Here is a 23,606-nt window from a genome sequence, read left to right as displayed (position 1 = left end):
GCTTATTCGGAGATGTAGTCGATGCTGGACCAGACCACCCGGCGCACGCCAGGCGCCGCGCGGGCCAGCGACATCGCGCGATTGGCGGCACGGGCGGTCAACCGGCCGCTCATGCTAACGACACCCTGCTCGGAAGTGACCGTGATGCTGGTGTTTGATAACAACTCGTCCTGCTTGAAGGCATCCTTGATGGAGGCGGTGATTTCGGAATCGTTGACCTGAGGACCGCGGCGCGCATTGTCGCTGAGGCTGGTGCCGGCGCTGGTGTCGCTGCTGGAACCACCACCCAGGCCGGCGCAGGCAGTGAGGGTCAGGGCGGCGAGGAAAGTGAGAATCAGGGGGATTTTGTTCATTTATTCGGTCTCCGTGGGCTGAAACGCAGGGCGTGCGGACCGACTTCATACCGGTCCGGCGGCCGGTCTGACGGCAAGAATAACACACCCCGCTTGGCTGAAACCCGCGTTGCATCGGCCGGAACCGGCGTCTAGACTAGCCCAGCTTTGCCGCTCGGACCCCACGCCGGCGGTAAAGCTTTAATGCCTTCCCCAGGCTCTAACCGGGCGCTGCAACCCTGAAGGCTCATTTATCACCCACTGGATCAATGGAGAGACGACGATGGTTCATCAACTGCCCGAACTACCCTATGCCAAGAACGCGCTGGAGCCTCACATCTCGGCGGAAACCCTGGAATATCACTACGGCAAGCACCACCAGACCTACGTCACCAACCTCAACAACCTGATCAAGGGCACCGAATACGAAGAACTGCCGCTGGAGGCGATTATTCAGAAGTCGTCCGGAGGGCTGTTCAACAACGCCGCACAGGTATGGAACCATACTTTTTACTGGAACTGCCTGAAGCCCAACGGCGGCGGTGAACCCACTGGGGCGCTGGCCGAGGCGATCAACAAGAAGTTCGGTTCGCTGGCGGCCTTCAAGGAGGAGTTCACCAAGGTTTCGGTCGGCACCTTCGGTTCCGGCTGGGGCTGGCTGGTGAAGAACGCGGACGGTTCGGTGGAACTGATGAGCACCAGCAACGCCGGTACGCCAATGACTTCCGGCAAGACGGCGCTGCTGACCTGCGATGTGTGGGAACACGCCTATTACGTCGATTACCGCAACGCCCGTCCCAAGTACGTCGAGGCGTTCTGGAATCTGGTCAACTGGGATTTCGCCGCCAGCCAGTACGCCTGATCCGGCCAGTCGCCAGCTTACTTCCAAGAGCAGGCCAGCCTCATGCCGGGGTTGGCCTTTTTTGATGCCACGCCGGTTGTCGCTCGAAAATATTTTCGCACTATCCGCCGGGCCACTTCCTCGTGGTTGCCAGCGTGCTGGTGGGTCGGGACACGGTACGGCGGAACCCACCGCTAGCTTGAAAATACTGTTGCGCCGGGTTATGGCCGACTTGTATGCAGTCGGCCAGCCGGTCCACAGTGTCGATATCGTCACTGACCATGGCCGCTACGGTCGCGGCGTCAGCGCCAATCAGGTCGCGGTCGCGGCTTTGTTGCTATTGCTTGCAACCGGCGCTGACCTTGAGCCGGACGGCGGCGCTGCTGTTTTTCGCCCTGGTCAGCTTCCTGGCACTCAAGGAATACCTGACCCTGATTCCCACTCGCCGCGCCGACCGCCGGGTGTTGCTCTGGGCCTATCTGAGCATCCCGGTGCAGTATTTCTGGATTCATATTGAGTGGTACGGGATGTTCATCATCTTCATCCCGGTTTATCTGTTCCTACTGCTGCCGGTGGCGACGGTGTTGAGCGGTGAACGGGGCACGGTGGGATTCTCGATCGGGTGGATAGCCTGACCTACACCGCGCCGCTGTTTTTCCATTTCACCCGATACTTTTATTTCTAAACGTCGCCATGTGGTCCATCGTGTTACGGCTGTTGTTTTTCTGCTGATCGTCAAGCCGTTTTTGCTGCTGGCGGTGGGGATCAAGGTGCGCCGCCGCGACCGCTTGCCTCAACGGGTTCATGGCCGCGTTGGTGGCCAGTCTGGCGCCGCTGGAACCGCAAGCGGCGGCGGTCGGAGAAGGGCGGATTTAACGACTAGGGTGTTATCCCTTGAATACTCAACGTAGTCAAATCTGATGGATTCGTCCGCCGCACCTTGACGCATGGGGGTAAAACCTTAAGCTAGCGGCTTGTGGCGGTCCGGACTAGAGGTTCTGGGCCGTTCTTGTTATTGAACCGACCGGTATGCGTGAGGAGCATTATGTCCGACATCAAGAAAGTCGTGCTGGCCTATTCGGGTGGGTTGGATACTTCGGTGATCCTGAAGTGGTTGCAGGATGTCTACCAGTGCGAGATCGTGACTTTTACCGCCGATCTGGGGCAGGACGAGGAGCTGGAACCAGCGCGGCAGAAGGCGCTGATGGCCGGTATCAAGCCGGAACACATCTTCATTGATGACCTGCGCGAAGAGTTCGTGCGCGACTTCGTGTTTCCCATGTTTCGGGCGAATGCGATTTACGAGGGCGAGTACCTGCTGGGCACCTCGATCGCCCGGCCGCTGATCGCCAAGCGGCAGATCGAGATCGCCGTGCAAACCGGCGCCGAAGCCATCGCTCACGGCGCCACCGGCAAGGGCAACGACCAAGTACGCTTCGAGCTGGGTGCCTATGCCCTGAAGCCCGACATCAAGATCATCGCCCCATGGCGGGAGTGGGATTTGCTGTCGCGCGAGAAAATGCTGGCCTACGCGGAGCAGCATGGCATCCCGGTCGAGATGAAGCGCGGAACGAAATCGCCGTATTCGATGGATGCCAACCTGCTGCATATTTCCTACGAAGGCGGCGTGCTGGAAGATCCGTGGAACGAGCCGGACGAGGCGATGTGGCGTTGGTCGGTGTCGCCGGAGCAGGCACCGGATCAACCGCGCCACATCGAACTGGACTACCGCAACGGCGATATCGTGGCCATCGACGGCGAAACGCTGACCCCCGCCGCGGTGTTGACTAAACTGAACCAGCTTGGGGGTGAGCACGGCATCGGCCGGCTGGATATGGTCGAGAACCGTTATGTCGGCATGAAGTCGCGCGGTTGCTACGAAACCCCCGGCGGCACCATCATGCTCAAGGCGCACCGGGCCATGGAATCGCTGACTCTGGACCGGGAAGTCGCGCATCTCAAGGACGAACTAATGCCGCGCTACGCGAGTCTGGTTTATAACGGCTATTGGTGGAGCCCCGAGCGCAAGTTGTTGCAGACCATGATTGATGCTTCGCAAGTTCATGTGAACGGCACAGCGCGGGTCAAGCTGTACAAGGGCAACGTGATCGTGGCCGGTCGCAAGTCGGACGATAGCCTGTTCGACATGAACATCGCTACCTTCGAGGATGACGCCGGCGCCTATGATCAGAAGGACGCGGGTGGGTTCATTAAGCTCAACGCCCTGCGGATGCGGATCGCGGCGCTGAAGGGACGGCGGTAATTTGGAAAACCGGCACGGCTGGCATGGTCGTGCCGGTTGCGATTCGTGACCCTATTTGGAGGTGAAAAATCATGCGTATTCTCCACACTATGTTGAGAACCGGTGACTTGGAGCGCTCGATCAAGTTTTACACCGAGATCCTGGGAATGAAGTTACTACGCCAACGAGATTATCCCGATGGTGAGTTTACCTTGGCATTCCTGGGATATGGCGATGAATCCGATCATACCGTGATTGAATTGACCTACAATTGGGGCGTGGATCGTTATGAGATGGGAACCGCCTATGGTCATATTGCCATTGAAGTCGATGATGTGTATCAGGCCACGGCGGAAGTCAAGAAACGCGATGGCAAGATTCTTCGTGAAGCAGGTCCCATGAACGCGGGGACCACGCTTATCTCTTTTATCGAAGACCCCGACGGTTACCCAATTGAGCTGATTGGAAAGAAATGACGAGAGAATTCCATGGTTGGTGCAAGATAAAATCCGGGATCAATAAGCTCTGGAATGAGTAATTTGATTTTCAAGTAGTTTTAATAAAACAATTTCGCAGTGATTTTTGATTGATTATGAGGAGCATGCTCATTGGTGGTTACAGAACTTAAGCGCAAGGATAAGCCTCAATATGGCGTGGGAGATGCTTCTTATCAAGCAGCGGGTGGTAAATCAGGAATAAGAAAGCTGGTCGATGATTTTTATGATGTGATGGAACGACTTCCAGAAGCCGAGAAAATCAGAGGCATGCATCCAAAAAATCTGGATATTACTCGGGATAAGCTAACTCGATTTTTGTGCGGTTGGCTGGGTGGTCCAAAACTTTATATGGAGAAGTATGGTTCCATCAGAATACCGCAGGCGCACAGTCGCTTTGAGATTGGATCGAAAGAGCGCGATGCGTGGCTGTTGTGTATGGATACGGCGCTGAAAAACCAACCGTACACGGCGGAGTTCAAGAACTATTTGATGGAACAACTCTATGTGCCGGCGGAGCGGAGTCGAAACAGGGATTAAGGAATGAGTTGTCGGACGCCACGCTTTCGATTCGGTAACTATTGGTCCGTTTGCCTCTTGAAATTATAGTCTTGCCAACAACGATCCGTACCGATTCAATTCCGCATCAAACCCCATGGGGCGACCGGTGTTACCCCTTACCCATCACCCTCTGCTCAAAGGAGCTACCTTGGCCAAGCCTAACTATCAGTACGAAAAACGTCAAAAAGATCTGAGCAAGAAAAAGAAGCAGGAAGCGAAACAGGAAGAGAAACGTCAACGGAAATTGGATAAAAGCAGTGTCCCGCTGGATGAGACACCGAATCAGCAATCTTAGTTGGAATGAAGCGAAGCCAACCCGAGTGGGTAGTCCTGCAATCTTATTGATTCCAAGGGCCGAATCTGAAAGATACAGGAGTCAATCAATATTTGATCGACTCATTATTGAAATAAAGGAGATTCTATGGCCATGCTTGGAAAAGAATTCAATAAGATTCAGATTAACACCAGTGGCGCGGCCATTTTTATGGAACATGGTGGGTCGGGTAGTCCGCTGCTGTTTTTACATGGCTACCCGCAAACGCATGCCATGTGGCGCCAAGTTGCACCGCAATTGGCGGATGAGTTTCGCGTTATTTGTCCAGATTTGCGTGGATATGGCGATAGTTCCAAGCCGAAAAGCACCCCGGATCATGGTGTCTATTCCAAGCGGGCGATGGCTCGGGACATGGTGGAAGTGATGGAATACTTCGGATACCGGGAATTTGTCGTGGCTGGTCATGATCGGGGCGCCAGGGTGGCCCACCGCATGGCGCTCGATTATCCTGATCGAGTCAAGAAAGCATGTATCATGGATATCGTTCCCACTTATCACATGTTCAAGCACACCGACCAGAATTTTGCCACGGGTTACTATCACTGGTTCTTTCTGATCCAGCCGAACGGACTACCCGAACGGATGATTGGAGCCGACCCGGCCTACTATCTCACCGAAAAGCTGAAGCACTGGAGTGCTCCCGACGCACGCTTCGCATCCGAAGTGGTATCCGAGTACATTCGCTGTTTCAGCAATCCGGAAACCATTCGGGCCTCCTGCGAAGATTATCGGGCGGCGGCAAGCATTGATTTGCGGCATGATGAAGAAGATCTGGATAAGAAGATTCGTTGTCCGCTTCTTGTGTTATGGGGCGCCAAAGGCTTTGTTCACCGGACCTACGATGTGCTGGAGGTTTGGCGGCAATATGCCGACCATGTGGAAGGCAAGGCTTTGGACTGCGGGCATTTTCTGCCGGAGGAAAAACCGGAAGACGTGGTGCTGGCACTCCGCGAGTTTTTCGGGAGTTAATAGAGTACGCGGTGGGTTTTTGTCAAGCTTCCCGAAGTACCGCGCGCCCGACGTGCGAACAAAAAAGCCGGCTCACGCCGGCTTTTTTGTTGCTCCTAAGGTTTCATCTGGCCATCCATGGCCATCCATGGCCATCCATGGCCATCCATGGCCATCCAGGCTTCAGGCTGCTTCGACTGTCCACACTTCGGGAGCCTTCTCGGCACGCTTCCCGAACTCTTGGCGCTGCTTTTCGAGTTCCGGTGGCAGCTTCTCGCCAAACTTCTCGAAGAAGCCCTTGATATCCTCGATCTCGCTGAGCGCCTCCGAACGGTTGATGCTGGTGATCATCTCGAACTGTTCCTTGGAGAAATCCATGCCTTCCAAGTCCAGATCCTCGTAGCGCGGCATCAACCCGAACGAGCTTTCCACCGCATCGACCTGGCCGTTGACGCGTTCCACGATCCACTTGAGAACCCGCATGTTCTGACCGAAGCCCGGCCAGGCGAACTTGCCGTTCGCATCCTTGCGGAACCAGTTGGTGCGGAAGATCATGGGCAGCTTAATCCCCGACTTCTTGCCCATGTTGATCCAGTGACCCCAATAGGCCGCCATGTTGTAGCCGCAGAACGGCAGCATGGCAAAAGGATCGCGCCGGATGCCGGTCACGCCAATGGCCGCCGCGGTGGCTTCCGAACCCATGGTAGCCGCCATGAATACGCCATGGTTCCAATCGAAGGCTTGGTAGACCAGCGGGAAGGTCTTGGACAGACGACCACCGAAGATGAACGCCGAAATCGGCACGCCGGCCGGATCTTCCCAAGCGGGGTCGATGGTCGGGCACTGCGCCGCAGGCGAGGTAAAGCGCGAGTTGGCGTGGGCGCCCAGCCGACCGCAATCCGGCGTCCAGTCGTTGCCCTGCCAGTCGATGCCATGGGCCGGGGGCTCCACACCCATGCCTTCCCACCAGACGTCGTTGTCGTCAGTCAGCACCACGTTGGTGAAAATGGAGTTGGATTTGCAGGACTCCATCGCCATGGGGTTGGAATCGTAGGAGGTTCCGGGAGCGACGCCGAAGAAGCCGGCTTCCGGATTGATGGCGCGCAAGGTGCCATCGGGACGCGGCTTGATCCAGGCAATGTCGTCACCGACGGTCAGCGCCTTCCAGTTGCCGAAGCCCTTGGGTGGTACGATCATGGCCAGGTTGGTCTTGCCGCAGGCGCTTGGGAAGGCCGCCGCGACATAGGTCTTCTCGCCCTTGGGCGATTCGAGACCCAGGATCAGCATATGCTCGGCCAACCAGCCTTCATCGCGGGCCATGGACGAGGCAATACGCAGGGCCAGACATTTCTTGCCCAGCAGCGCATTGCCGCCGTAGCCCGAACCATAGGACCAGATCTCACGCGTCTCGGGGAAATGCACGATCGCTTTGCGGCCAATGTCCGGCTCACACGGCCAGGCGACATCCTGCTGACCGGGGGCCAGCGGTGCGCCCACTGAATGCACGCAGGGTATATAGAAACCGTCGCTACCCAGCGTGTCGAGTACCTTTTGGCCCATGCGGGTCATGATCCTCATGTTGACCACGACATAAGCCGAATCGGTAATTTCAATGCCGATCTGGGCAATTGGGCTACCAATGGGACCCATGCTGAAGGGGATCACATACAAGGTGCGACCCTTCATGCAGCCGTTCATCAGTTCTTTCAACTGTGCCCGCATTTCATCCGGCGGTGCCCAGTTGTTGGTCGGGCCGGCATCATCTTTGTTCAGGCTGCAAATGAAGGTGCGATCCTCGACTCGCGCCACGTCGGATGGATGGGAACGAGCAAGATAAGAGTTGGGCCGCTTTTCCGGGTTCAGTCTGGTGAAGGTGCCGGAGGCGACCATCTCGTCGCACAGACGCTGATATTCCGCCTCCGAGCCGTCGCACCAGACGATGCGATCAGGCTGGGTCAGGGCGGCTATTTCATCTACCCATTTCAACAAGTTGGCGTTGCTGGTGCGTTTTGCGCCGTCATGCGTGAGTGCCATCGATAAAATCCCCTCTGGGTTGGGTGACTGAGGCTGAAGAGTCGGCGGATGGGGTTAAACCACCCCTGTCCGGGTAGAGATAGTGGTGAGGGAGGACTCGACTGAGTCAGGTTTCACCATGCAAACGTAAGGTTATCATCAAGCTGTTGCGGATGCCACCAGTCCCGCTGGGCACGCCACCCCGGTGCCGCCCAGCCCGCAGTAGCCGCCGGGCTTTTTGGCCAGATACTGCTGATGGTAGTCCTCGGCATAATAAAATTTGGGTGCGACGCGAATCTCCGTGGTGATCGAACCGTAACCAGCATCGCGCAGCAGGCCCTGGTAAGCAGCCTGGCTGGCTTCGGCGGCGGCCTGCTGGTCCGGGTCGTGGTAGTAAACCGCCGAACGGTATTGAGTGCCGGTGTCGTTGCCCTGGCGCATGCCTTGGGTGGGGTCGTGCGATTCCCAGAAGGCCTTCAGCAGATCGACATAACCGATGGCTTGCGGGTCGAACACGATCCGTACCACTTCGGCGTGACCGGTGAGCCCGCCGCAAACTTCTTCATAGGTGGGGTTCGGGGTGTGGCCGCCGGCGTAGCCGACCATGGTCGAATACACACCGGGCAACTTCCAGAACAGCCGTTCCGCACCCCAGAAACAGCCCATGCCGAACAACGCCAGCGCCATGCCTTTGGGAAAGGGGGGAGTCAGGCGGTTGCCGTTGACGTAATGGCGTTCCGGAACAGACAGTGCCTGGGCGCGGCCGGGCGGGGCGTCTTCCGGCCGGGGCAGGGTGAGCTTGTGTTGGGTGCGGAAGCCGAACATGCTGCGAGTCTCCGTTGGAGGATATGCCAGCGTTGACCATGATTCGGCGGTGAGGTTCAAGATGACCGCTCCAATGGCTCTTCTCATAAAAGCGGGTTTGGAAGAGCAGGGTAGCGGCCGGAAATAAAAAATCCCCGTAAGCAGACCTTACGGGGATTGGTATTGATCAGGCGCTAGTAGTCAGCAGGCGCTCATGCCGCCAGCTTCACTTTGTCCGCCACTTCGCGATACTCCGGTACCTGATCGAAGTTCAGGTACCGGTAGATTTCGGCACCCTTGGCGCCGATTTCGCCCATGTAGCTCATGTACTCCTCAAAGGTTGGGATCTTGCCCAACAGCGCGCAGACCGCCGCCAGTTCCGCCGAACTGAGGTAGACATTGGCGCCCTTGCCCAAGCGGTTGGGAAAGTTGCGGGTCGAGGTGGACACCACGGAAGCGCCGTCGGCCACCCGCGCCTGATTGCCCATGCACAGCGAGCAGCCGGGCATCTCCATACGTGCCCCGGCGCTGCCATAGATGGCGTAGTAGCCTTCCTCGCTGAGTTGATGCGCGTCCATCTTGGTCGGCGGCGAGATCCACAGCCGGGTTGGGATGTTGGATCTACCGGTCAGCACCTTGCCGGCGGCGCGGTAGTGACCGATGTTGGTCATGCAGGAGCCGATGAACACTTCGTCGATCTTGTCGCCGGCCACGTCGGCCAGAGTCTTGACGTCGTCGGGATCGTTGGGGCAGGCCAGCAACGGCTCCTTGATGTCGGCCAGGTCGATGTCGATCACCGCCGCGTATTCGGCGTCGGCGTCCGGTTCCATCAAGGTCGGGTTGGCCAGCCACTCCTCCATGCCCTTGATGCGGCGCTCCAAGGTCTTCACGTCCTGGTAGCCGTTGGCGATCATCCACTTGAGCAGCGTAATGTTGCTGTTCAGGTATTCGATGATCGGCTCCGGGTTCAGCCGCACCGTGCAACCGGCGGCGGAGCGCTCGGCGGAGGCGTCGGACAGCTCGAAGGCTTGCTCGATTTTCAGGTCGGGCAGTCCCTCGATTTCCAGGACGCGGCCGGAGAAGATGTTCTTCTTACCTTCCTTCGCCACCGTCAGCAGGCCGGACTGGATCGCCGCGTAGGGGATGGCGTTGACCAGATCGCGCAGGGTGATGCCGGGTTGCATCTGGCCCTTGAAGCGCACCAGCACCGATTCCGGCATGTCCAGCGGCATGGAGCCGGTGGCGGCGGCGAACGCCACCAGGCCGGAGCCGGCCGGGAAGCTGATGCCGATCGGGAAGCGGGTGTGCGAATCGCCACCGGTGCCGACGGTGTCGGGCAGCAGCATCCGGTTCAGCCAGCTATGGATGATGCCGTCGCCGGGGCGCAGCGCCACGCCGGCGCGGCTGGAGATGAAGTCGGGCAGGGTGTGGTGAGTCTGCACGTCCACCGGCTTGGGATAGGCGGCGGTGTGGCAGAACGACTGCATGACCAGATCGGCGGAGAAGCCCAGACAGGCCAGATCCTTCAACTCGTCGCGGGTCATCGGGCCGGTGGTGTCCTGCGAACCGACCGTGGTCATCTTCGGTTCGCAGTAGGTGCCCGGACGGATGCCGGCGACACCACAGGCTCTGCCGACCATCTTCTGCGCCAGGGTGAAGCCCTTGCTGGAACTTTGCGGCACCACCGGGCGACGGAACACGGTGGACGGCACCAGACCCATGACGTCGCGCGCCCAGTCGGTCAGACCGCGGCCGATGATCAGGTTGATGCGCCCGCCGGCCTGCACTTCGTCCAGCAGCACGTCGGACTTGAAACTGAAGCGGCTGAGTTCGGCGCCGCTGTCATGATTCTTGACCACGCCTTCATAGGGGTAGATGTCGATGATATCGCCCATGTTCATCTTGGTGACGTCGCAGTCGGTGATCGGCAAGGCGCCGGCGTCTTCCTGAGTGTTGAAGAAGATCGGCGCGATCTTGCCGCCCAGGCAGTAACCGCCGAAGCGCTTGTTGGGGACGTAGGGGATGTCCTCGCCGGTCCACCACAGCACCGAATTGGTGGCGGATTTGCGACTGGAGCCGGTACCGACCACATCGCCGACGTAGGCGACCGGATGGCCCTTGGTCTTGAGCGACTCGATCAGCTTCAGCGGGCCAATCTTGCCGGGCTCGTCGGGTTCGATGCCGGGCCGCGCCATTTTCAGCATCGCCAGGCCATGTAGCGGGATATCGGGACGGCTCCAGGCATCGGGGGCGGGAGACAGATCATCGGTGTTGGTCTCGCCGGACACCTTGAACACGGTGACGGTGGCTTTTTCGGGGACCTTGGGACGGTTGGTGAACCATTCGGCCTCGGCCCAGGATTGCATGACCTGCTTGGCGTGAGCATTGCCGGCGTCGGCCTTTTCCTTGACGCCATGGCGGTAATCGAACATCAGCAGAGTGAGCGACAGCGCCTTGACGGCGGCCGGGGCGCACTCGGCGTCGTCCAGCAGGTCGATCAGCGGCTGGATGTTGTAGCCGCCCAGCATGGTGCCCAGCAGTTCGGTGGCGCGGATTCGGGAGATCAGCGGCGATTGGGTTTCGCCCTTGGCGACGGCGGCCAGAAAGGCGGCCTTGACGTAGGCGGCCTGGTCGACGCCGGCCGGCACCCGGTGAGTGATCAGTTCGAGTAGGAAGTTTTCCTCGCCCTGAGGTGGGTTTTTGAGCAGTTCGACCAGATCGGCGGTCTGCCGCGGGTCCAGCGGCAACGCGGGAATGCCCAGGGCAGCGCGTTCGGCGGCTTGTTGGCGATAGTTTTCGAGCACGGAAAAACCTCCTTGGTTATCTGTGTTCCGGTGCCCGCGGGTACGGGCGACCGGCGCGGTTGGATTCCAGCGTGGGAGCAGCCGGAACACGCTCGCCGATGGCATGGCCAGTGTGTTCCGGCGTAAAGAGCGCGGCTATTGTAGCGTTGATGCGCGGTTTCTGTGAATGTTGCCTTGCGGTACGCTCGCCGCTCGGTGGGTGGAGCGCTTATTCCTTTTCGGTGATGGTCAGCGCCAGGAACAGCGCGCCGTTATTGCGCTTGATCAGCACCGGTACGGGGCGTCCCGCCGGCAGTTGCTTGACCAGTTCGGCGAACTGGGCCGGATCGCTCACTTCGGCGTTGTTGATGCGGGTGATGATGTCGCCGGGGCTGATGCCGGCGCTGGCGGCCGGGCCTTCCTTGACATCCTTGACCAGTACGCCCGATTCGCCCGGCTGACGCTGATCGGCGGGTAGTTCGGTCACGATCAGGCCGAGCCGGTTGCGGGCCGGCGGTTCGGCGATGGCCTGCTGCAGCTTGGTTTCCTCGGGCAGTTCCTGGAGCTGAACCGTCAGGGTCTGTTCCTTGCCGTTACGGATCACGATCAGCGGTACGTTGTTGCCGGGTCGGGTGCGCCCGACCATCAGCGGCAGTTCGCTGGAGTGGCGAACCGGCTGGCCGTTGAAGGTGACGATGATGTCGCCGGCCTGGATGCCGGCCGCCAGCGCCGGACCCTCGGCCATCACTTGGCCGACCAGGGCGCCGCGTGGCTTGTCGAGACCGAAGGATTGGGCCAGTTCCGGCGTGACTTCCTGAATCAGCACGCCCAGCCAGCCGCGAGCGACTTTGCCGCCGGTCTTGAGTTGCTCCACCACTTCCAGCGCCACGTCGATCGGTACGGCGAAGGAGAGGCCCTGGTAGCCGCCGGAGCGGCTGTAGATCTGCGAGTTGACGCCGATGACTTCGCCGTCGAGGTTGAATAGCGGGCCGCCGGAGTTGCCCGGGTTGATGGCGGCGTCGGTCTGAATGAAGGGCACGTAATTGTCGCTGGGCAAGTTGCGGCCCAATGCGCTGATGATGCCCTGAGTGGCGCTGCGCTCGAAGCCGAAGGGCGAGCCGATAGCCAGCACCCACTGCCCGACCTTGACTTTGCCGATATCGCCGATCTTGATGGTCGGCAAGGGCGTGTCGGCTTTGACCTTGAGCAGGGCGATGTCGCTGCGGGTGTCCTTGCCGACGACCTCGGCGGGCAGCTCGGTGCGGTCGGACAAGCCGACGATGATGCTGTCCATGTCTTCGACGACATGGGCGTTGGTGATCACATAACCATCCGCCGAGAAGATGAAGCCGGAACCGACCGAAGAGCGTGGCTGCGGGCTCAGCTCGGGCATCTGATCGAAGAATTTCTTGAAATAGTCGAAGAACGGGCTGTTTTCGGGGATTGACGGATGGCCGTGCCAGGGTCGATCTTTTGCCTTGGGTTCCGATTTGGTGTTGATGCTGACCACCGCCGGGCTATAGCGTTCGACCAGGGTGACAAAATCGGGATAGTCCGCCGCGCTGGCGGCCGCGCTCCACAGCAGAGCGAGGACGGCGACCAGCCAGAACGGTTGCCTTAAGCGTTGCATGGAATGATTCTCCTGAAATGAACGGGATCGGTTTGACGAGTGGTGAGGCGACGGAGGCTGGAAAACCATCCGATTCGTCGGGATTGACCGTCAGTTGTCCGCTTGGTTCGGACGCGTGGAGCGGTCGGATAGCCCTTGAACACGCCCGCCGCGCCTTTGAATGGGGCGATGATCTCGGACGGACCATGGTGCAACCGAACGACATGGCGGAGAGTCTGATCCAGTGTTTGGGCGCGAGCCGCTGGCCCGCGACTGTCTAATTGCCCCCCTATAAGGAGATCTAGCCTCATGGCGCAAACCGCTTCCACCATGTTGCCCTTGGGTACGCTCGCCCCCGACTTCAGTCTGCCCGAGCCGATGACCGGCAAAACGGTATCCCTCGGCGATTTTCAGGACGCTCCGGCCTTGCTGGTCATGGTGATCTGCAATCATTGCCCCTTCGTTAAGCACATCCGCCAGGGGCTGATCCAATTCGCCCGCGACTATCAAGCGAAAGGCTTGGCCATCGTGGCCATCAGCGCCAACGATGCCGCCCATTATCCCGACGACAGTCCGGCGAAAATGGCCGTGGAAGCGAAAACCTTCGGCTATCCCTTTCCCTACCTCTACGACGAATCCCAAGCCGTGGTTAAGGCCTACCGCGCCGCCTGCACGCCGGATTTCTTCCTGTTCGACGCCAGCCGCAAACTGGTCTATCGCGGCCAGTTCGACGGTAGCCGGCCCGGCAATAACGTCCCGGTGACCGGGAGCGATCTACGGGCGGCGGCGGATGCATCGCTGGCCGGTCGGTCGGTCCCGTCCGCGCAGCGGCCCAGCATCGGCTGCAATATCAAGTGGAAAGCCGACCACGAACCGGACTATTCGCGCTGATAAATCCCCGTTCGTGGGCGTGGGGCGCGGTTCAGCGTTCGATGCTGTAGATCAGGTCGGCGCCGGAGCCGAGCGCACTGCTGTCGGATTCGAACATCAGGCTTTTGGTCAGCCGGTACTTGATGTAGATGGTGTTGACGGCATTGATCAAACCGACCCCGTACCCGACGTACAGATCCGGGGTTAGATACTTGCCGAGCGTTAGCGACGTGCCTTCCTCGTCGGTCCCATTTTTTCCATTTTTTCCATTGGTGCTCGTGTTGAGCTGTACCGTGTCCAGCCCAACCGCGCCGCCCAGCCCCTTGGCGAGCGAATCACCGCCCAAACCCAGGGCGCTGGCGGCCTTGAACAGCATCGCCGATTCGCCGCCGCTTCCTTGAGTCGCCCGGCCCAAAACCAGGTAGGACAGGATGTCGCTTTGGGGCATCGACGGATTGGAAAACAGGGTCAGGCGCGGTTTCTTCAGCGTGCCCTGGACCTGAGCGCCGACCGTGGTGTCGTCACTGAGATTGCTGCTAAACGTGCGCGCCACCCGCATATCCAGCCCCGGGTTGTCGAGCAGGCTGTTGCTGAACAGTACCCGCCCGCGCTGGATATCGATCTCGGTGCCGTAAATTTTGTAGGTGCCCGCGACGATCTCGGCGCTGCCGCTGGCTCGTGGCGCCAGTTCCGGCGTCTCCACCACCAGCAGGTTGCCCCGGAGCTTGCCCTGGAAAGCCGGGGTGACCACTTGCACGTCGTCGCCCAGGATCACCCGCACCCGGACATAGAGGGCCGGTCCCTTGGCCTGGGGTTTCGCCTTGCCGTCACGATCATTGACGATCACCACATCTTCGGAGGACGTGACCGGGCTCGGGCCGTCGCCCACGCCGCCGGGGCTCAAATACGCCTGCGGGATGGTGACCTGCCCCTCGACGCGCACCAACTCGCGAGTGATATCCAGATTCAGGTCCGGGCTGAGCCGGATGCGGATATCCGAGGTGTCGTAAGCCTGGAAGTCCTGACCCTTGATATTTAGCCGCAGTTGCGGTTTCAGCGGCTCCACTTCGCCGCTCAGTTGCAGTTGGCCGGGCTTGGAGCGCACCGATCCGCTCAGTTGCAGCGGTCCCTGACCGGTGCTGGTGGCGGCGAACTGCAAATTCTCCAGCTTGATGCCGGCCGCCGGGATCGCCGCGCCGGCGTTTTCCAGGCGAATCGCCCCGCGCAGCACCAGCTTGGGCAGCGCGCCGCTCACGTTGACATCGGCCCGCAGTTGGCCGGTGACCTCCTGCGCTTGCGGCACGAACAGCGAGATGATGCCTAGATCGGTGATGGCGGCAATGATTTTACCGTCCACACGGGCGGCCCCGAAGGGATCGCGCACCTGGGCGTCGGCCTGCAACTGCCCGGTCCGCGCCAGATCCAGCTTGACCTGGCCGGTTGCGGTGCGTCCGTCGGTCTGAGCGCGCAAGGCGCCACCCTTGAGGGTGAAGCGCAGCGTGCGGCCATCCGCCAACATTTGCAGGGTGCCGGGGGCCAGGTCGAGGTTGAGCTTGCCTTGCAGGGCGCCGTTGGGATCGCCGCTGGCTTCGGCCTGGGCGTCGATGCGGGTCGTCAGTTTCATGCCGGGCGGCAGAAATTGTTTGAAGCGCTCCGGCTGGAGATTCTGGAGTTGCACGCGGCCGTTGAAACCGCGCGCGCCGTTCCACTGGCCTTGCAGGCAAAGCCGGGTCGGGGCGCTGGCCAGACAGGCGCTGTCGAGACTGGCTTTATCGGCGGCAGCCTGCACGGCCACTGTTTTTTCCAGATTCCAGGTGCCGGCGAGGGTGTCCTTGGCCGTCAGTTGGGTGATGCGGCCCTGCCAGGTCAGCGCCGGCAGTTGCAGCTTGCCGGCCAGCGCCAGCGCGAAGCGGCCCGGATCGCCGCTTAGTTCGGCCTTGAGTTCGTGCGCGTCCGGCGTGCCGCCACCGTCCAGAGTGACGGATTTCCAGCGCTGGCCACCCAGCACCAGCCCCTCGCCGCTCAGTTTCAGCCGGGAACGGTCGCGGCCGCCGACATCGACGTCGGCTTCGCCCTGCAAGCGCTGAATTTGGGTGTCGCCCTGGCGCAGGTCGCGCACCGTGAAGTTGGCCGCCACCCGCGGGCGGTCGCGGGAGCCGCTGAGGGTGCCGGTACTGGCCACGCCGCCGCTCAGGCCGGGAACCAGCGATTTCAGTTCCGGCGCATTCAGCGTCCAGCGCAAATCCCAGCGCTTCGCCAAGGCGCCTTCCGCGTCCAGCCGGGCCGGGCCGGCGTTCAGGCGCAGGGTTCTGATCGTCAGATCCTGGTCCAGCACGCTGACATCGGCGCTGCCGCGCAGTGCCTGGCCGCTCAAGGTGCCGGTCAATTCTTCCAGCAGCAGGTTGGCGCGCAGCTTGCCGTCGTCCAGCCCACCATCGCTTTTGAGCCGCAGATTCAGCTTGCCGGGTACCTCTTTCCACTGCGCGCCGGGGTTCAGGCCGGTGCCGGCCAGCGTCGCTTTCCAGCTCACGGCGGGCGCCCAGGTGGCATCGACGGTGCCTTCGAGGGTGCCCTCCAGGGTCTGGCCGCTCCATTGGACCGCGCGCACCGCCTGATCGGAACCCTGACCGTTCAACGTCCAGCGGCCCTTGGGAATCTCCGGGCCTTGCAGGTCGGCGGCGAGTTGGAAGCGGTAATCCTTGGGTGTGCCCTCGGCGGCGAACTCGCCGCTGGCGCTTTCCACCTGGGCGGGGCCGGTCAACGGCCAGACCAGCGAGCGCCATTGTCCGCTGGCCTTGAAACGCAGTTCGGCGAATTGCAAGTCGCCCTTGGCGTCCAGCGTCAAAGGGTGGTCGGCGGTGGTCAGTTTCAACTCGTTCAGCCGTACCGCCTGGTCGTCGCCGGCGGCGGTAAAGCGCAGGGTGGCGGGGCCGAGTTCCGGCACGGTGGCCTTGATTTCGCCCTGACCCTGAAAGCGGGCCAGCACGCCTTGCGCGGTGATTTGGGCAGCCAGCGGTTTTCCGGCCAGGTCGGGGACGAAAGGCTTCAGGTCGGCCACCTCCAGCTTGACGGTGGCCGACCAGGCGGGTTCCTTGGTCAGCGCCTGGCGAACCTCGCCTTGCAGTTCCAGCGCCGCCGCGCCGGTGATTTTTTGGGTCAATTCCAGGTGATCGCGCAGAGTGCCGCGCAATTCGCCCGTGCCCTTGAAGTCGCCATATTCCGGGACCGGCGCGCGCCAGTCGAGCCGGACGCGCAGCGGGTAGCCGCCGGTGGGCGTGATCTGGCCGTCCAGCCGGACATCGCCCAGTGGCGAGCGCAGATCCAGCACCTCGACCCGCAGCGATTCAGCCTCGGTGCGCGCCTTCAGGGTTATGGCGTCGATCTGGACGGGCTCGGCGCCGGCTGGCCGGATCTGGATGTTGCGGCCTTGCAGATCGGCGACGGTGAGCGCCAGCGGCAACCGGATGTCGGGCAATTCGAGCGGCTGGTCCGACGGCGGCGTGTCCTCGCCAGGCGGCAGCTCCAGTTCCAGGCCATCGACGTGCAAGCGGGTGATGGTCAGCGCCCCGTCGAGCAACTCGGCGGGTTGCCAGTCGAATTCGCTGCTGACCAGCGCCACTTGCAGCGGGCCGTCCTGGTAGCGCAATCCTTCGATCCGCAGCGGTCCCAGCAGCCGGCCGCTGGCCCGGTCGTAGCTGAGCTGGCCGGGCAGCACCCGTTGCGCCAGCGCCAGCAGGCCGTTGAAGCCGGTTTCGGTGGAAACCGCGAAGCTGGCGACCAGCAGTCCCAGCAGCAGCAAAACCAGCGGCAGTGCCAGCAGCCAGTACAGGGTACGGCGCAGCAGGCGGGTGGCGCTCATAGATCGGGTCCGATGCTGAAGGAGAAACGAAAGGCGCTGCCCGGCGGACGGTCCAGGCCGGAGGCGAAGTCCACCCGCAGCGGACCGACCGGCGAGAGCCAGCGTATCCCCAATCCGACGCCGGTTTTCAAATCGGGAGACGCGCCGTCGAAGGCATCACCGGTGTCGACGAAAGCCGCCACGCCCCAGTCCCCCCAAATCCGATGCTCGTATTCCATGCTGGCCACCACCAGGTTTTTGCCGCCGATCACGGTACCATCGGAATCGGTGGGGCCGATGCTTTCGTAGGCATAACCGCGCACGCTGGCGTCGCCGCCGGTGAAGAAGCGCAGGGAAGTCGGTAGCTTGTTGAAGTTATCGACCGCCGTGGCTCCGAGGTTGCCGCGGACGAGCAGCCGGCTGGCATCGTTCAAACCGTAGATCCAGCGAAGTTGCAACAGCCCTTGCAGGAAGTTGGTGTCCGACAGCAGCGCCGTCGATGCGCCGCGCAGCCCGAAGCCGAACAGCAGGCCACGGCGGGGATAGGCACGGTCGTCGGCGTCCACCCAGGTCCAGTTCAAGCCGGGAATCAGCAACAGCGATTGCTCTAAGGGCTGGTTGCCAATCGTGTACTCATCGTACTGCAAGTTTAAATTGTAGTTTTTCAGCCACTTGCCATCTTGTTGCTGCAAGCTGCCGCCGACCTTGTAGGTCTCGTAGTCTTTGTCGTCATAGTTTTGCCGGACGTAGCCGGCGGTGATAGCGTATTCGTCGGTGGTCGGGTCGGTGCCGGGAATCATGTACTTGAAGCCGATCAGTGACTTGATTTGCGAATAGCCCAGTTCGGCTTCGTAGTGATGGCCTTGCGGGTTGAGCCAGCGCTGTTCGGCGCGCAGCTTGCCGCGGAAGCCGGTGTCGGTGCCGTAACCCAGGCCGACGCTGTATTTGCGCTGCTTGCCGGGGTCCAGTTCCACATTGACCGGCGCGGTATCGTCGCCGGCGTCGGGCGGCGCGTTCACTTCCACCCGGCTGAAATAATTGCTGTTGCCGAGATCGCTTTGCAGCTTCAACAACCGGTTGACGTTGTAGGGGTCGCCGGGTTTAAAACGGGGATAGCGGGCCAGCAGTTCGGGCGACAGAAAATCCTGCTTAAAGGTGATGTTGCCGAAGCGATAGCGCCGGCCGGTGTCGTAGTACAGGTGGATGGCCGCGCTGTAGGTTTGCAGGTCAACACGAATGGAACGTTCGGCAAAGCGGGCGTTGAAATAGCCGCGTTCGGTCGCCAGCGATTCCAGCGTGGACTTGATCTGCTCGTATTTGGGCTGGTCCAGGGTCTGCCCCTGAGCCAGCGGCAGGTTGTCCAGCAGTTTTTGAAAGGCGGGGTCTTGCGCGCCCTCACCCAGCACTTTGACGTCGATCTCGGCGATGCGCAGCGGCCGGCCGGGTGTGATGCGGTAGCGCGCCGTCCAAGCTTCCGGTGTGCGGGTCAGGGACGCCTCGATGGTGGGCTCGAAATAGCCGAACGGCTCCAGCGCCTTGCGGATTTCGCGCTCGGCGTTGTTGTGCAACCAGCGCAGGCGGACTTCGTCCGGCGCGGGTTGGTCGGCGAAGCGGTTGAGTTCCAGGTAGGCCAGTACGTTGTCGCGCAATGGGCCGTCCACACCTTCGACGCTCAGGGTCAGGGGCGGGTTGGCGGCGGGCGGCGACTCGGGTTCCTGAGCGCTCAGCGGGCTGGCCGCCAGCATGAGGCAACAGAGCAGGAGCCAGGCCTGGAGGAGGGTCAAACCGGATTGAGGCATGATGAGCGCTGGATGGCTTGAGGTCGGTGGATGGCGCGGGCCGCGGCGGGCTTTGGGCGAAACGGGGCCAGGTTTGCGCGGTCTGCCCTAATGGGTAACAGGTATAATCCTTATCACATATTGACGGGACAGGAAAATGTTTGATGACGCCTTTTCCCCAAACGGGATGAAAGAGAAATCCGGGTTTTGCTATCCCACGCTCGAATCCACGGTCGGCAATACGCCGCTGGTTCGGTTGCGGCGGCTGCCGGGAAACAGCAGCAGTCTCATTCTAGGCAAACTGGAGGGCAATAATCCCGCCGGTTCGGTCAAGGATCGGCCGGCGCTGAGCATGATCGAGCACGCCGAGGCGCGCGGCGAGATCCGGCCCGGCGATGTGCTGATCGAAGCGACCAGTGGCAATACCGGCATCGCGCTGGCGATGATCGCGGCGCTGAAAGGCTACCGGATGAAATTGATCATGCCGGAAAACCAGAGCGCCGAGCGGCGGGCGGCGATGCGGGCCTACGGCGCCGAACTGATTCTGGTGAGCAAGGAAGACGGCATGGAGGGCGCCCGCGATCTGGCCGCGCGGCTGGAGCGGGAAGGGCAGGGGCGGGTACTCGACCAGTTCGGCAACCCCGACAACCCGCTGGCGCATTATGAAAGCACCGGTCCCGAAATCTGGCGCGACACCGACGGCCGGGTGACTCACTTCGTCAGTGCCATGGGCACCACCGGCACCATCATGGGGGTGTCGCGCTATCTCAAGGAACAAAATCCTCGCGTACAGATCGTCGGCGTGCAGCCGACCGAGGGGTCCTGCATCGCCGGCATCCGCCGCTGGCCGCTGGAGTACCTGCCGAAAGTCTTCGACCCGGCGCGAGTGGATCGAACCCTGGACGTCGATCAGGCGGAAGCCGAGGAGATCACCCGCCGGCTGGCCCGCGAGGAAGGCATTTGCTGCGGAGTGTCGGCGGGCGGGGCGGTGGCGGTGGCGCTGCGACTGGCGCGGGAGGTCGAGAACGCGGTGATTGTCACCATCATCTGCGACCGCGGCGACCGTTATCTGTCCACCGGGCTGTTTCCCGATTAAAGGCTCGAACCACTCCGGCGCTTCGCGCCACCCTTCTCTTATCCAAGAGAGGGAAATCCAACCTGTTAAGCACCATGGCTAAAAAAGCAAAAATTCCGGTGGAACCGTTTGTGGTCGGCGTCGATGACCTGGCGCATGAAGGTCAGGGTGTCGCACGGCGGGATGGCAAAGCGGTATTTGTCGAGGGGGCGCTGCCGGGTGAGGAAGTCCGCTGCGTTTACACCGCCCGCCGGAGTCGCCGCGACGAAGCGCGTGCCGTGGAAGTGCTGCACGCCTCACCGGAACGGGTCGAGCCGCTCTGCGCGCATTTCGGGGTCTGTGGCGGCTGCGCCCTGCAGCATTTGCAGCCGTCTGGCCAGCTTGCCGTCAAGCAGCGCTGGCTGCTGGATGGCCTGACCCACATCGGCAAGCTCCAGCCGGAACAGGTGCTGGAACCCATGACTGGGCCGCTATGGGGTTACCGGCGGCGGGCGCGGCTGACGGTGAAATACGTTGCCAAGAAGGGGCGCACCCTGGTGGGTTTTCGCGAGCGGCACAGTCCATTCGTGGCCGACCTGCGCCGCTGCGAGGTGCTGGACGAGCGGGTGGGTAGCCGGTTGGAGGAACTGGCGCAACTCATCGATAGCCTGTCCATCCGCGACCGTTTGCCCCAGATCGAGGTGGCTGGCGGCGATGAAACGACAGGGCTGAATTTCCGGGTGTTGGTGCCGCCGAGCGAGGAAGATCGGGCGCGACTCCAGGCGTTCGGCGAGCGGCACGGCTTTGCGCTCTACCTGCAACCGGGTGGGCCGGACAGTGTGCGGGCATTGTGGCCGGAGCAGCCGGAACTCAGCTATCGCCTGCCGGATTTCGATCTCGATCTGGAATTTCAGCCCTGGCACTTTATTCAGATCAACGCCGCCATCAACCGGCAACTGGTCGGGCGGGCATGTGAGCTGCTGCAAATCGGTCCGGAAGATCGAGTGCTGGATTTGTTTTGTGGGCTGGGTAACTTCACCCTGGCGCTGGCCCGCCGGGCGCGAGAGGTGGTCGGCGTGGAAGGCGACGCCAGCCTGGTGGAGTGGGCGCGGCGCAATGCCGCGCGTAATGGTGTTGCGAACGCCACTTTTCACGCCGCCGATCTGGCCGGTGACTTGAACGATCAGCTTTGGGCACGGGGCGGTTATGATCGGATCTTGCTTGATCCCCCCCGTTCCGGCGCGCTGGAGATGATGCCGCGCGTGGCCGCGCTGGGCGCGCGGCGGGTGGTATATGTGTCCTGCCATCCGGCCACGCTGGCGCGGGATGTCGGCGAGTTGGCGCACCGCCACGGTTACCGATTGGAAAGCGCTGGGGTGCTGGATATGTTCCCTCACACCGCGCATGTCGAGTCGGTGGCGGTTTTGGCCCGCCGGACGTAGCGGGTCGGTCATTGCGTTTTGTGGGGATCGGCCGAGCCCGCATCGCCAATGACGTCGGGGTCGGGTTTTCCACCGCGAGAACGCCGCGCGGTTTGGGGAGCTGTCGGTTTGGGCTATCCTTCTCCGATGCCCGCTTCAAACGGAAGGAAGAATCGTCATGCTGACCCAATCCCTGTCCGGTCTGCCCGCGTTCCTGTCTTACTTTGTCACCGCCATCGGTCTGCTGGCGCTGTTTCTGACGGTGTACGTCTTCATCACCCCCTACCGCGAAATTGCCCTGATCCGCGAGGGTAACGCGGCGGCGGCGGCCAGCCTCGGCGGCGCCGTGCTCGGCTTCGTGTTGCCGCTGGCCAGCGCCATCACCCACAGCGTCAGCCTGCCCGACATGGCGATCTGGGGGCTGATCGCGCTGGTCGTTCAGGTGCTGGTCTATCTGGCGGCGCGGTTTCTGCTGTTGCCCGAACTCGGTCGCGACATCCCCGCCGGCCGGATCGCCACCGGGGTCTTTCTCGGCGCGCTATCGGTCGCCATCGGCATCCTCAACGCTGCCTGCATGAGTTACTGAACCGGCCGCGCGGCTAATCGGACGGCCCCATAACCGAGGAAAGCGCGATCGAAAGCGTGGGCCAGAACCAGTAGACCAGCAGCGCCGCCAGTCCGGCCAGCAATCCGGCCAGAACCCAGGGCAATGCTCGTCGCCACGACAACAGAAGGGCGGCTGGAACCTCGACGCTGGCCCTGTTGGGGATGGATTTGAGCGCCGCCTTGCGGTGGGACGAACGCGGCACCACCACCGTTCTCCCGGTATCCTCGTCCAGCGCCGCCTTTGCTGCCGTTCTCCCGGCCGCCGCGTCCTGTACCGCCACCACCAACTCCTCGGCGCTGGCGAATCGCTCCTCCGGTTCCTTGGCCAATAGCCGGTCGAGCGCCGGCTGAAAGCGGCTGAGTGGTTCCGGCAGGATCGGCACCGGCTCCTTGAGGTGCTTCAGCGCGATATCGAAGGCATCGGCCCCCAGAAACGGCCGGGTTCCGGTCAGCATCTCGTAAAACACCACCCCCAGGCCGTACAGATCGCTACGGGCGTCCGTCGGCTTGGCCAGCGCCTGTTCCGGGCTCATGTAATTGGGCGTGCCGAGCCGCCAGCCGGCGGCGGTCAACTGGGTCTTGTCCAGCGTGTTCTTGGCGATGCCGAAATCCGACAGCAGCGCCGTGTTCGGATTGCGGAACAAAATGTTGGCCGGCTTGATATCGCGATGGATGCAATGCTGCTGGTGCGCCTGGCCAAGCGCCCGGGCGATCTGGCACAGAATCGTCACCGCCTGGTCCGGCGTCAGCCCCGCCTTGATCCGCTCCTTGAGCGTGCCGCCCTCCAGGTATTCCATCGCGATGTAGTACACGTCGTCCAGATTGCCGGCGTCGAAAATGGTGACGATATGCGGGTGGCCGAGCTTGCCGATGGTGCGGGCTTCCTTGATGAAGCGCTTGCTGAAAATGGGGTCGCTGGCCAGGCCGGGGGACAGTACCTTGATGGCCACGCGGCGACCCAAGGATTCCTGGAGCGCCAGATAGACGGTGGACATGGCGCCCTTGCCGATGACTTTTTCGAATTGATAGCCGGAAATCCGGGGCATTTCCATGGGGGTCGCGCTACCTTGCGGGCATT

At 61.6% G+C, this 23,606-nt stretch carries 20 protein-coding genes; 12 read left to right on the top strand and 8 right to left on the bottom strand.

The features are described 5' to 3' along the window. Positions 1–2 precede the first annotated feature (2 nt). Complete coding sequence (locus tag IPM89_06840) at positions 3–353, bottom strand: BON domain-containing protein (protein ID QQS55500.1); 351 nt, start codon at positions 351–353, stop codon at positions 3–5. 262 nt (positions 354–615) lie between these two features. Between IPM89_06840 and IPM89_06835 the strand changes: the two genes are divergently transcribed. The 8 genes from IPM89_06835 to IPM89_06800 all read left to right on the top strand — a co-directional run bounded on the left by IPM89_06835 (position 616) and on the right by IPM89_06800 (position 5,773). Then, the gene (locus IPM89_06835; GenBank protein ID QQS55499.1) at positions 616–1,194 is read left to right on the top strand and encodes a superoxide dismutase [Fe]; all 579 of its coding nucleotides are present in this window, start codon (positions 616–618) and stop codon (positions 1,192–1,194) included. Between the two features lie 215 nt (positions 1,195–1,409). Continuing rightward, complete coding sequence (locus IPM89_06830; GenBank protein QQS55498.1) at positions 1,410–1,808, top strand: phosphatidate cytidylyltransferase; 399 nt, start codon at positions 1,410–1,412, stop codon at positions 1,806–1,808. Further along, positions 1,784–1,858, top strand: coding sequence for a hypothetical protein (locus IPM89_06825; protein ID QQS55824.1), 75 nt, complete (start codon positions 1,784–1,786; stop codon positions 1,856–1,858). The genes IPM89_06830 and IPM89_06825 overlap by 25 nt, the downstream gene beginning before the upstream one ends. 360 nt (positions 1,859–2,218) lie before the next feature. Beyond that, the gene (locus tag IPM89_06820) at positions 2,219–3,436 is read left to right on the top strand and encodes an argininosuccinate synthase (protein QQS55497.1); all 1,218 of its coding nucleotides are present in this window, start codon (positions 2,219–2,221) and stop codon (positions 3,434–3,436) included. Between the two features lie 71 nt (positions 3,437–3,507). Then, positions 3,508–3,891 (top strand): lactoylglutathione lyase, encoded by a 384-nt coding sequence (gloA, locus tag IPM89_06815; GenBank protein QQS55496.1) that lies wholly within the window; start codon positions 3,508–3,510, stop codon positions 3,889–3,891. Positions 3,892–4,026: 135 nt separating this feature from the next. Then, entirely contained in the window at positions 4,027–4,449 is a 423-nt protein-coding gene (locus tag IPM89_06810; protein QQS55495.1) for a group II truncated hemoglobin, read from the top strand. A gap of 169 nt (positions 4,450–4,618) precedes the next feature. After that, positions 4,619–4,765, top strand: coding sequence for a hypothetical protein (locus IPM89_06805; protein ID QQS55494.1), 147 nt, complete (start codon positions 4,619–4,621; stop codon positions 4,763–4,765). Positions 4,766–4,891: 126 nt separating this feature from the next. Continuing rightward, positions 4,892–5,773, top strand: coding sequence for an alpha/beta hydrolase (locus IPM89_06800; protein QQS55493.1), 882 nt, complete (start codon positions 4,892–4,894; stop codon positions 5,771–5,773). A 162-nt stretch (positions 5,774–5,935) separates the two neighbouring features. On the opposite strand, the gene IPM89_06795 is transcribed toward IPM89_06800, so the two are convergent. The 4 genes from IPM89_06795 to IPM89_06780 all read right to left on the bottom strand — a co-directional run bounded on the left by IPM89_06795 (position 5,936) and on the right by IPM89_06780 (position 12,982). After that, on the bottom strand, positions 5,936–7,786 hold the full coding sequence (locus IPM89_06795; GenBank protein QQS55492.1) for a phosphoenolpyruvate carboxykinase (GTP): 1,851 nt from the start codon (positions 7,784–7,786) through the stop codon (positions 5,936–5,938). 138 nt (positions 7,787–7,924) lie between these two features. After that, positions 7,925–8,590, bottom strand: coding sequence for a peptide-methionine (S)-S-oxide reductase MsrA (gene msrA / locus IPM89_06790; protein QQS55491.1), 666 nt, complete (start codon positions 8,588–8,590; stop codon positions 7,925–7,927). A gap of 191 nt (positions 8,591–8,781) precedes the next feature. Further along, positions 8,782–11,373: a bifunctional aconitate hydratase 2/2-methylisocitrate dehydratase gene (acnB, locus tag IPM89_06785; GenBank protein ID QQS55490.1), complete on the bottom strand. Its 2,592-nt coding sequence runs from the start codon at positions 11,371–11,373 to the stop codon at positions 8,782–8,784. Between the two features lie 208 nt (positions 11,374–11,581). Next, on the bottom strand, positions 11,582–12,982 hold the full coding sequence (locus IPM89_06780; GenBank protein ID QQS55489.1) for a DegQ family serine endoprotease: 1,401 nt from the start codon (positions 12,980–12,982) through the stop codon (positions 11,582–11,584). Positions 12,983–13,270: 288 nt separating this feature from the next. On the opposite strand from IPM89_06780, the gene IPM89_06775 reads away from it, so the two are divergent. After that, positions 13,271–13,852 (top strand): thioredoxin family protein, encoded by a 582-nt coding sequence (locus IPM89_06775; GenBank protein QQS55488.1) that lies wholly within the window; start codon positions 13,271–13,273, stop codon positions 13,850–13,852. A 31-nt stretch (positions 13,853–13,883) separates the two neighbouring features. On the opposite strand, the gene IPM89_06770 is transcribed toward IPM89_06775, so the two are convergent. Next, entirely contained in the window at positions 13,884–17,690 is a 3,807-nt protein-coding gene (locus IPM89_06770; GenBank protein QQS55487.1) for a translocation/assembly module TamB domain-containing protein, read from the bottom strand. Then, positions 17,687–19,468 (bottom strand): outer membrane protein assembly factor, encoded by a 1,782-nt coding sequence (locus IPM89_06765; protein QQS55486.1) that lies wholly within the window; start codon positions 19,466–19,468, stop codon positions 17,687–17,689. The genes IPM89_06770 and IPM89_06765 overlap by 4 nt, the downstream gene beginning before the upstream one ends. Before the next feature lie 166 nt (positions 19,469–19,634). Between IPM89_06765 and cysM the strand changes: the two genes are divergently transcribed. From cysM to IPM89_06750, 3 genes are all read left to right on the top strand, one after another. After that, on the top strand, positions 19,635–20,543 hold the full coding sequence (cysM, locus tag IPM89_06760) for a cysteine synthase CysM (protein ID QQS55823.1): 909 nt from the start codon (positions 19,635–19,637) through the stop codon (positions 20,541–20,543). A gap of 74 nt (positions 20,544–20,617) precedes the next feature. After that, positions 20,618–21,943: a 23S rRNA (uracil(1939)-C(5))-methyltransferase RlmD gene (gene rlmD, locus IPM89_06755; protein ID QQS55485.1), complete on the top strand. Its 1,326-nt coding sequence runs from the start codon at positions 20,618–20,620 to the stop codon at positions 21,941–21,943. A 157-nt stretch (positions 21,944–22,100) separates the two neighbouring features. Next, positions 22,101–22,508 (top strand): DUF350 domain-containing protein, encoded by a 408-nt coding sequence (locus IPM89_06750; protein QQS55484.1) that lies wholly within the window; start codon positions 22,101–22,103, stop codon positions 22,506–22,508. Between the two features lie 13 nt (positions 22,509–22,521). Here IPM89_06750 and IPM89_06745 read toward each other — a convergent pair whose 3' ends face one another. Continuing rightward, a complete protein-coding gene (locus IPM89_06745; protein QQS55483.1) occupies positions 22,522–23,580 on the bottom strand; it encodes a serine/threonine protein kinase in 1,059 nt (352 codons plus the stop codon). Positions 23,581–23,606: the final 26 nt, after the last annotated feature.

It is taken from the genome of Candidatus Competibacteraceae bacterium (assembly GCA_016699715.1).
Taxonomy (GTDB): Bacteria; Pseudomonadota; Gammaproteobacteria; order Competibacterales; family Competibacteraceae; genus Competibacter.
The sequence above is the reverse complement of the archived record's forward strand: the minus strand, read 5'-3'. Positions and strand labels throughout refer to the sequence as shown.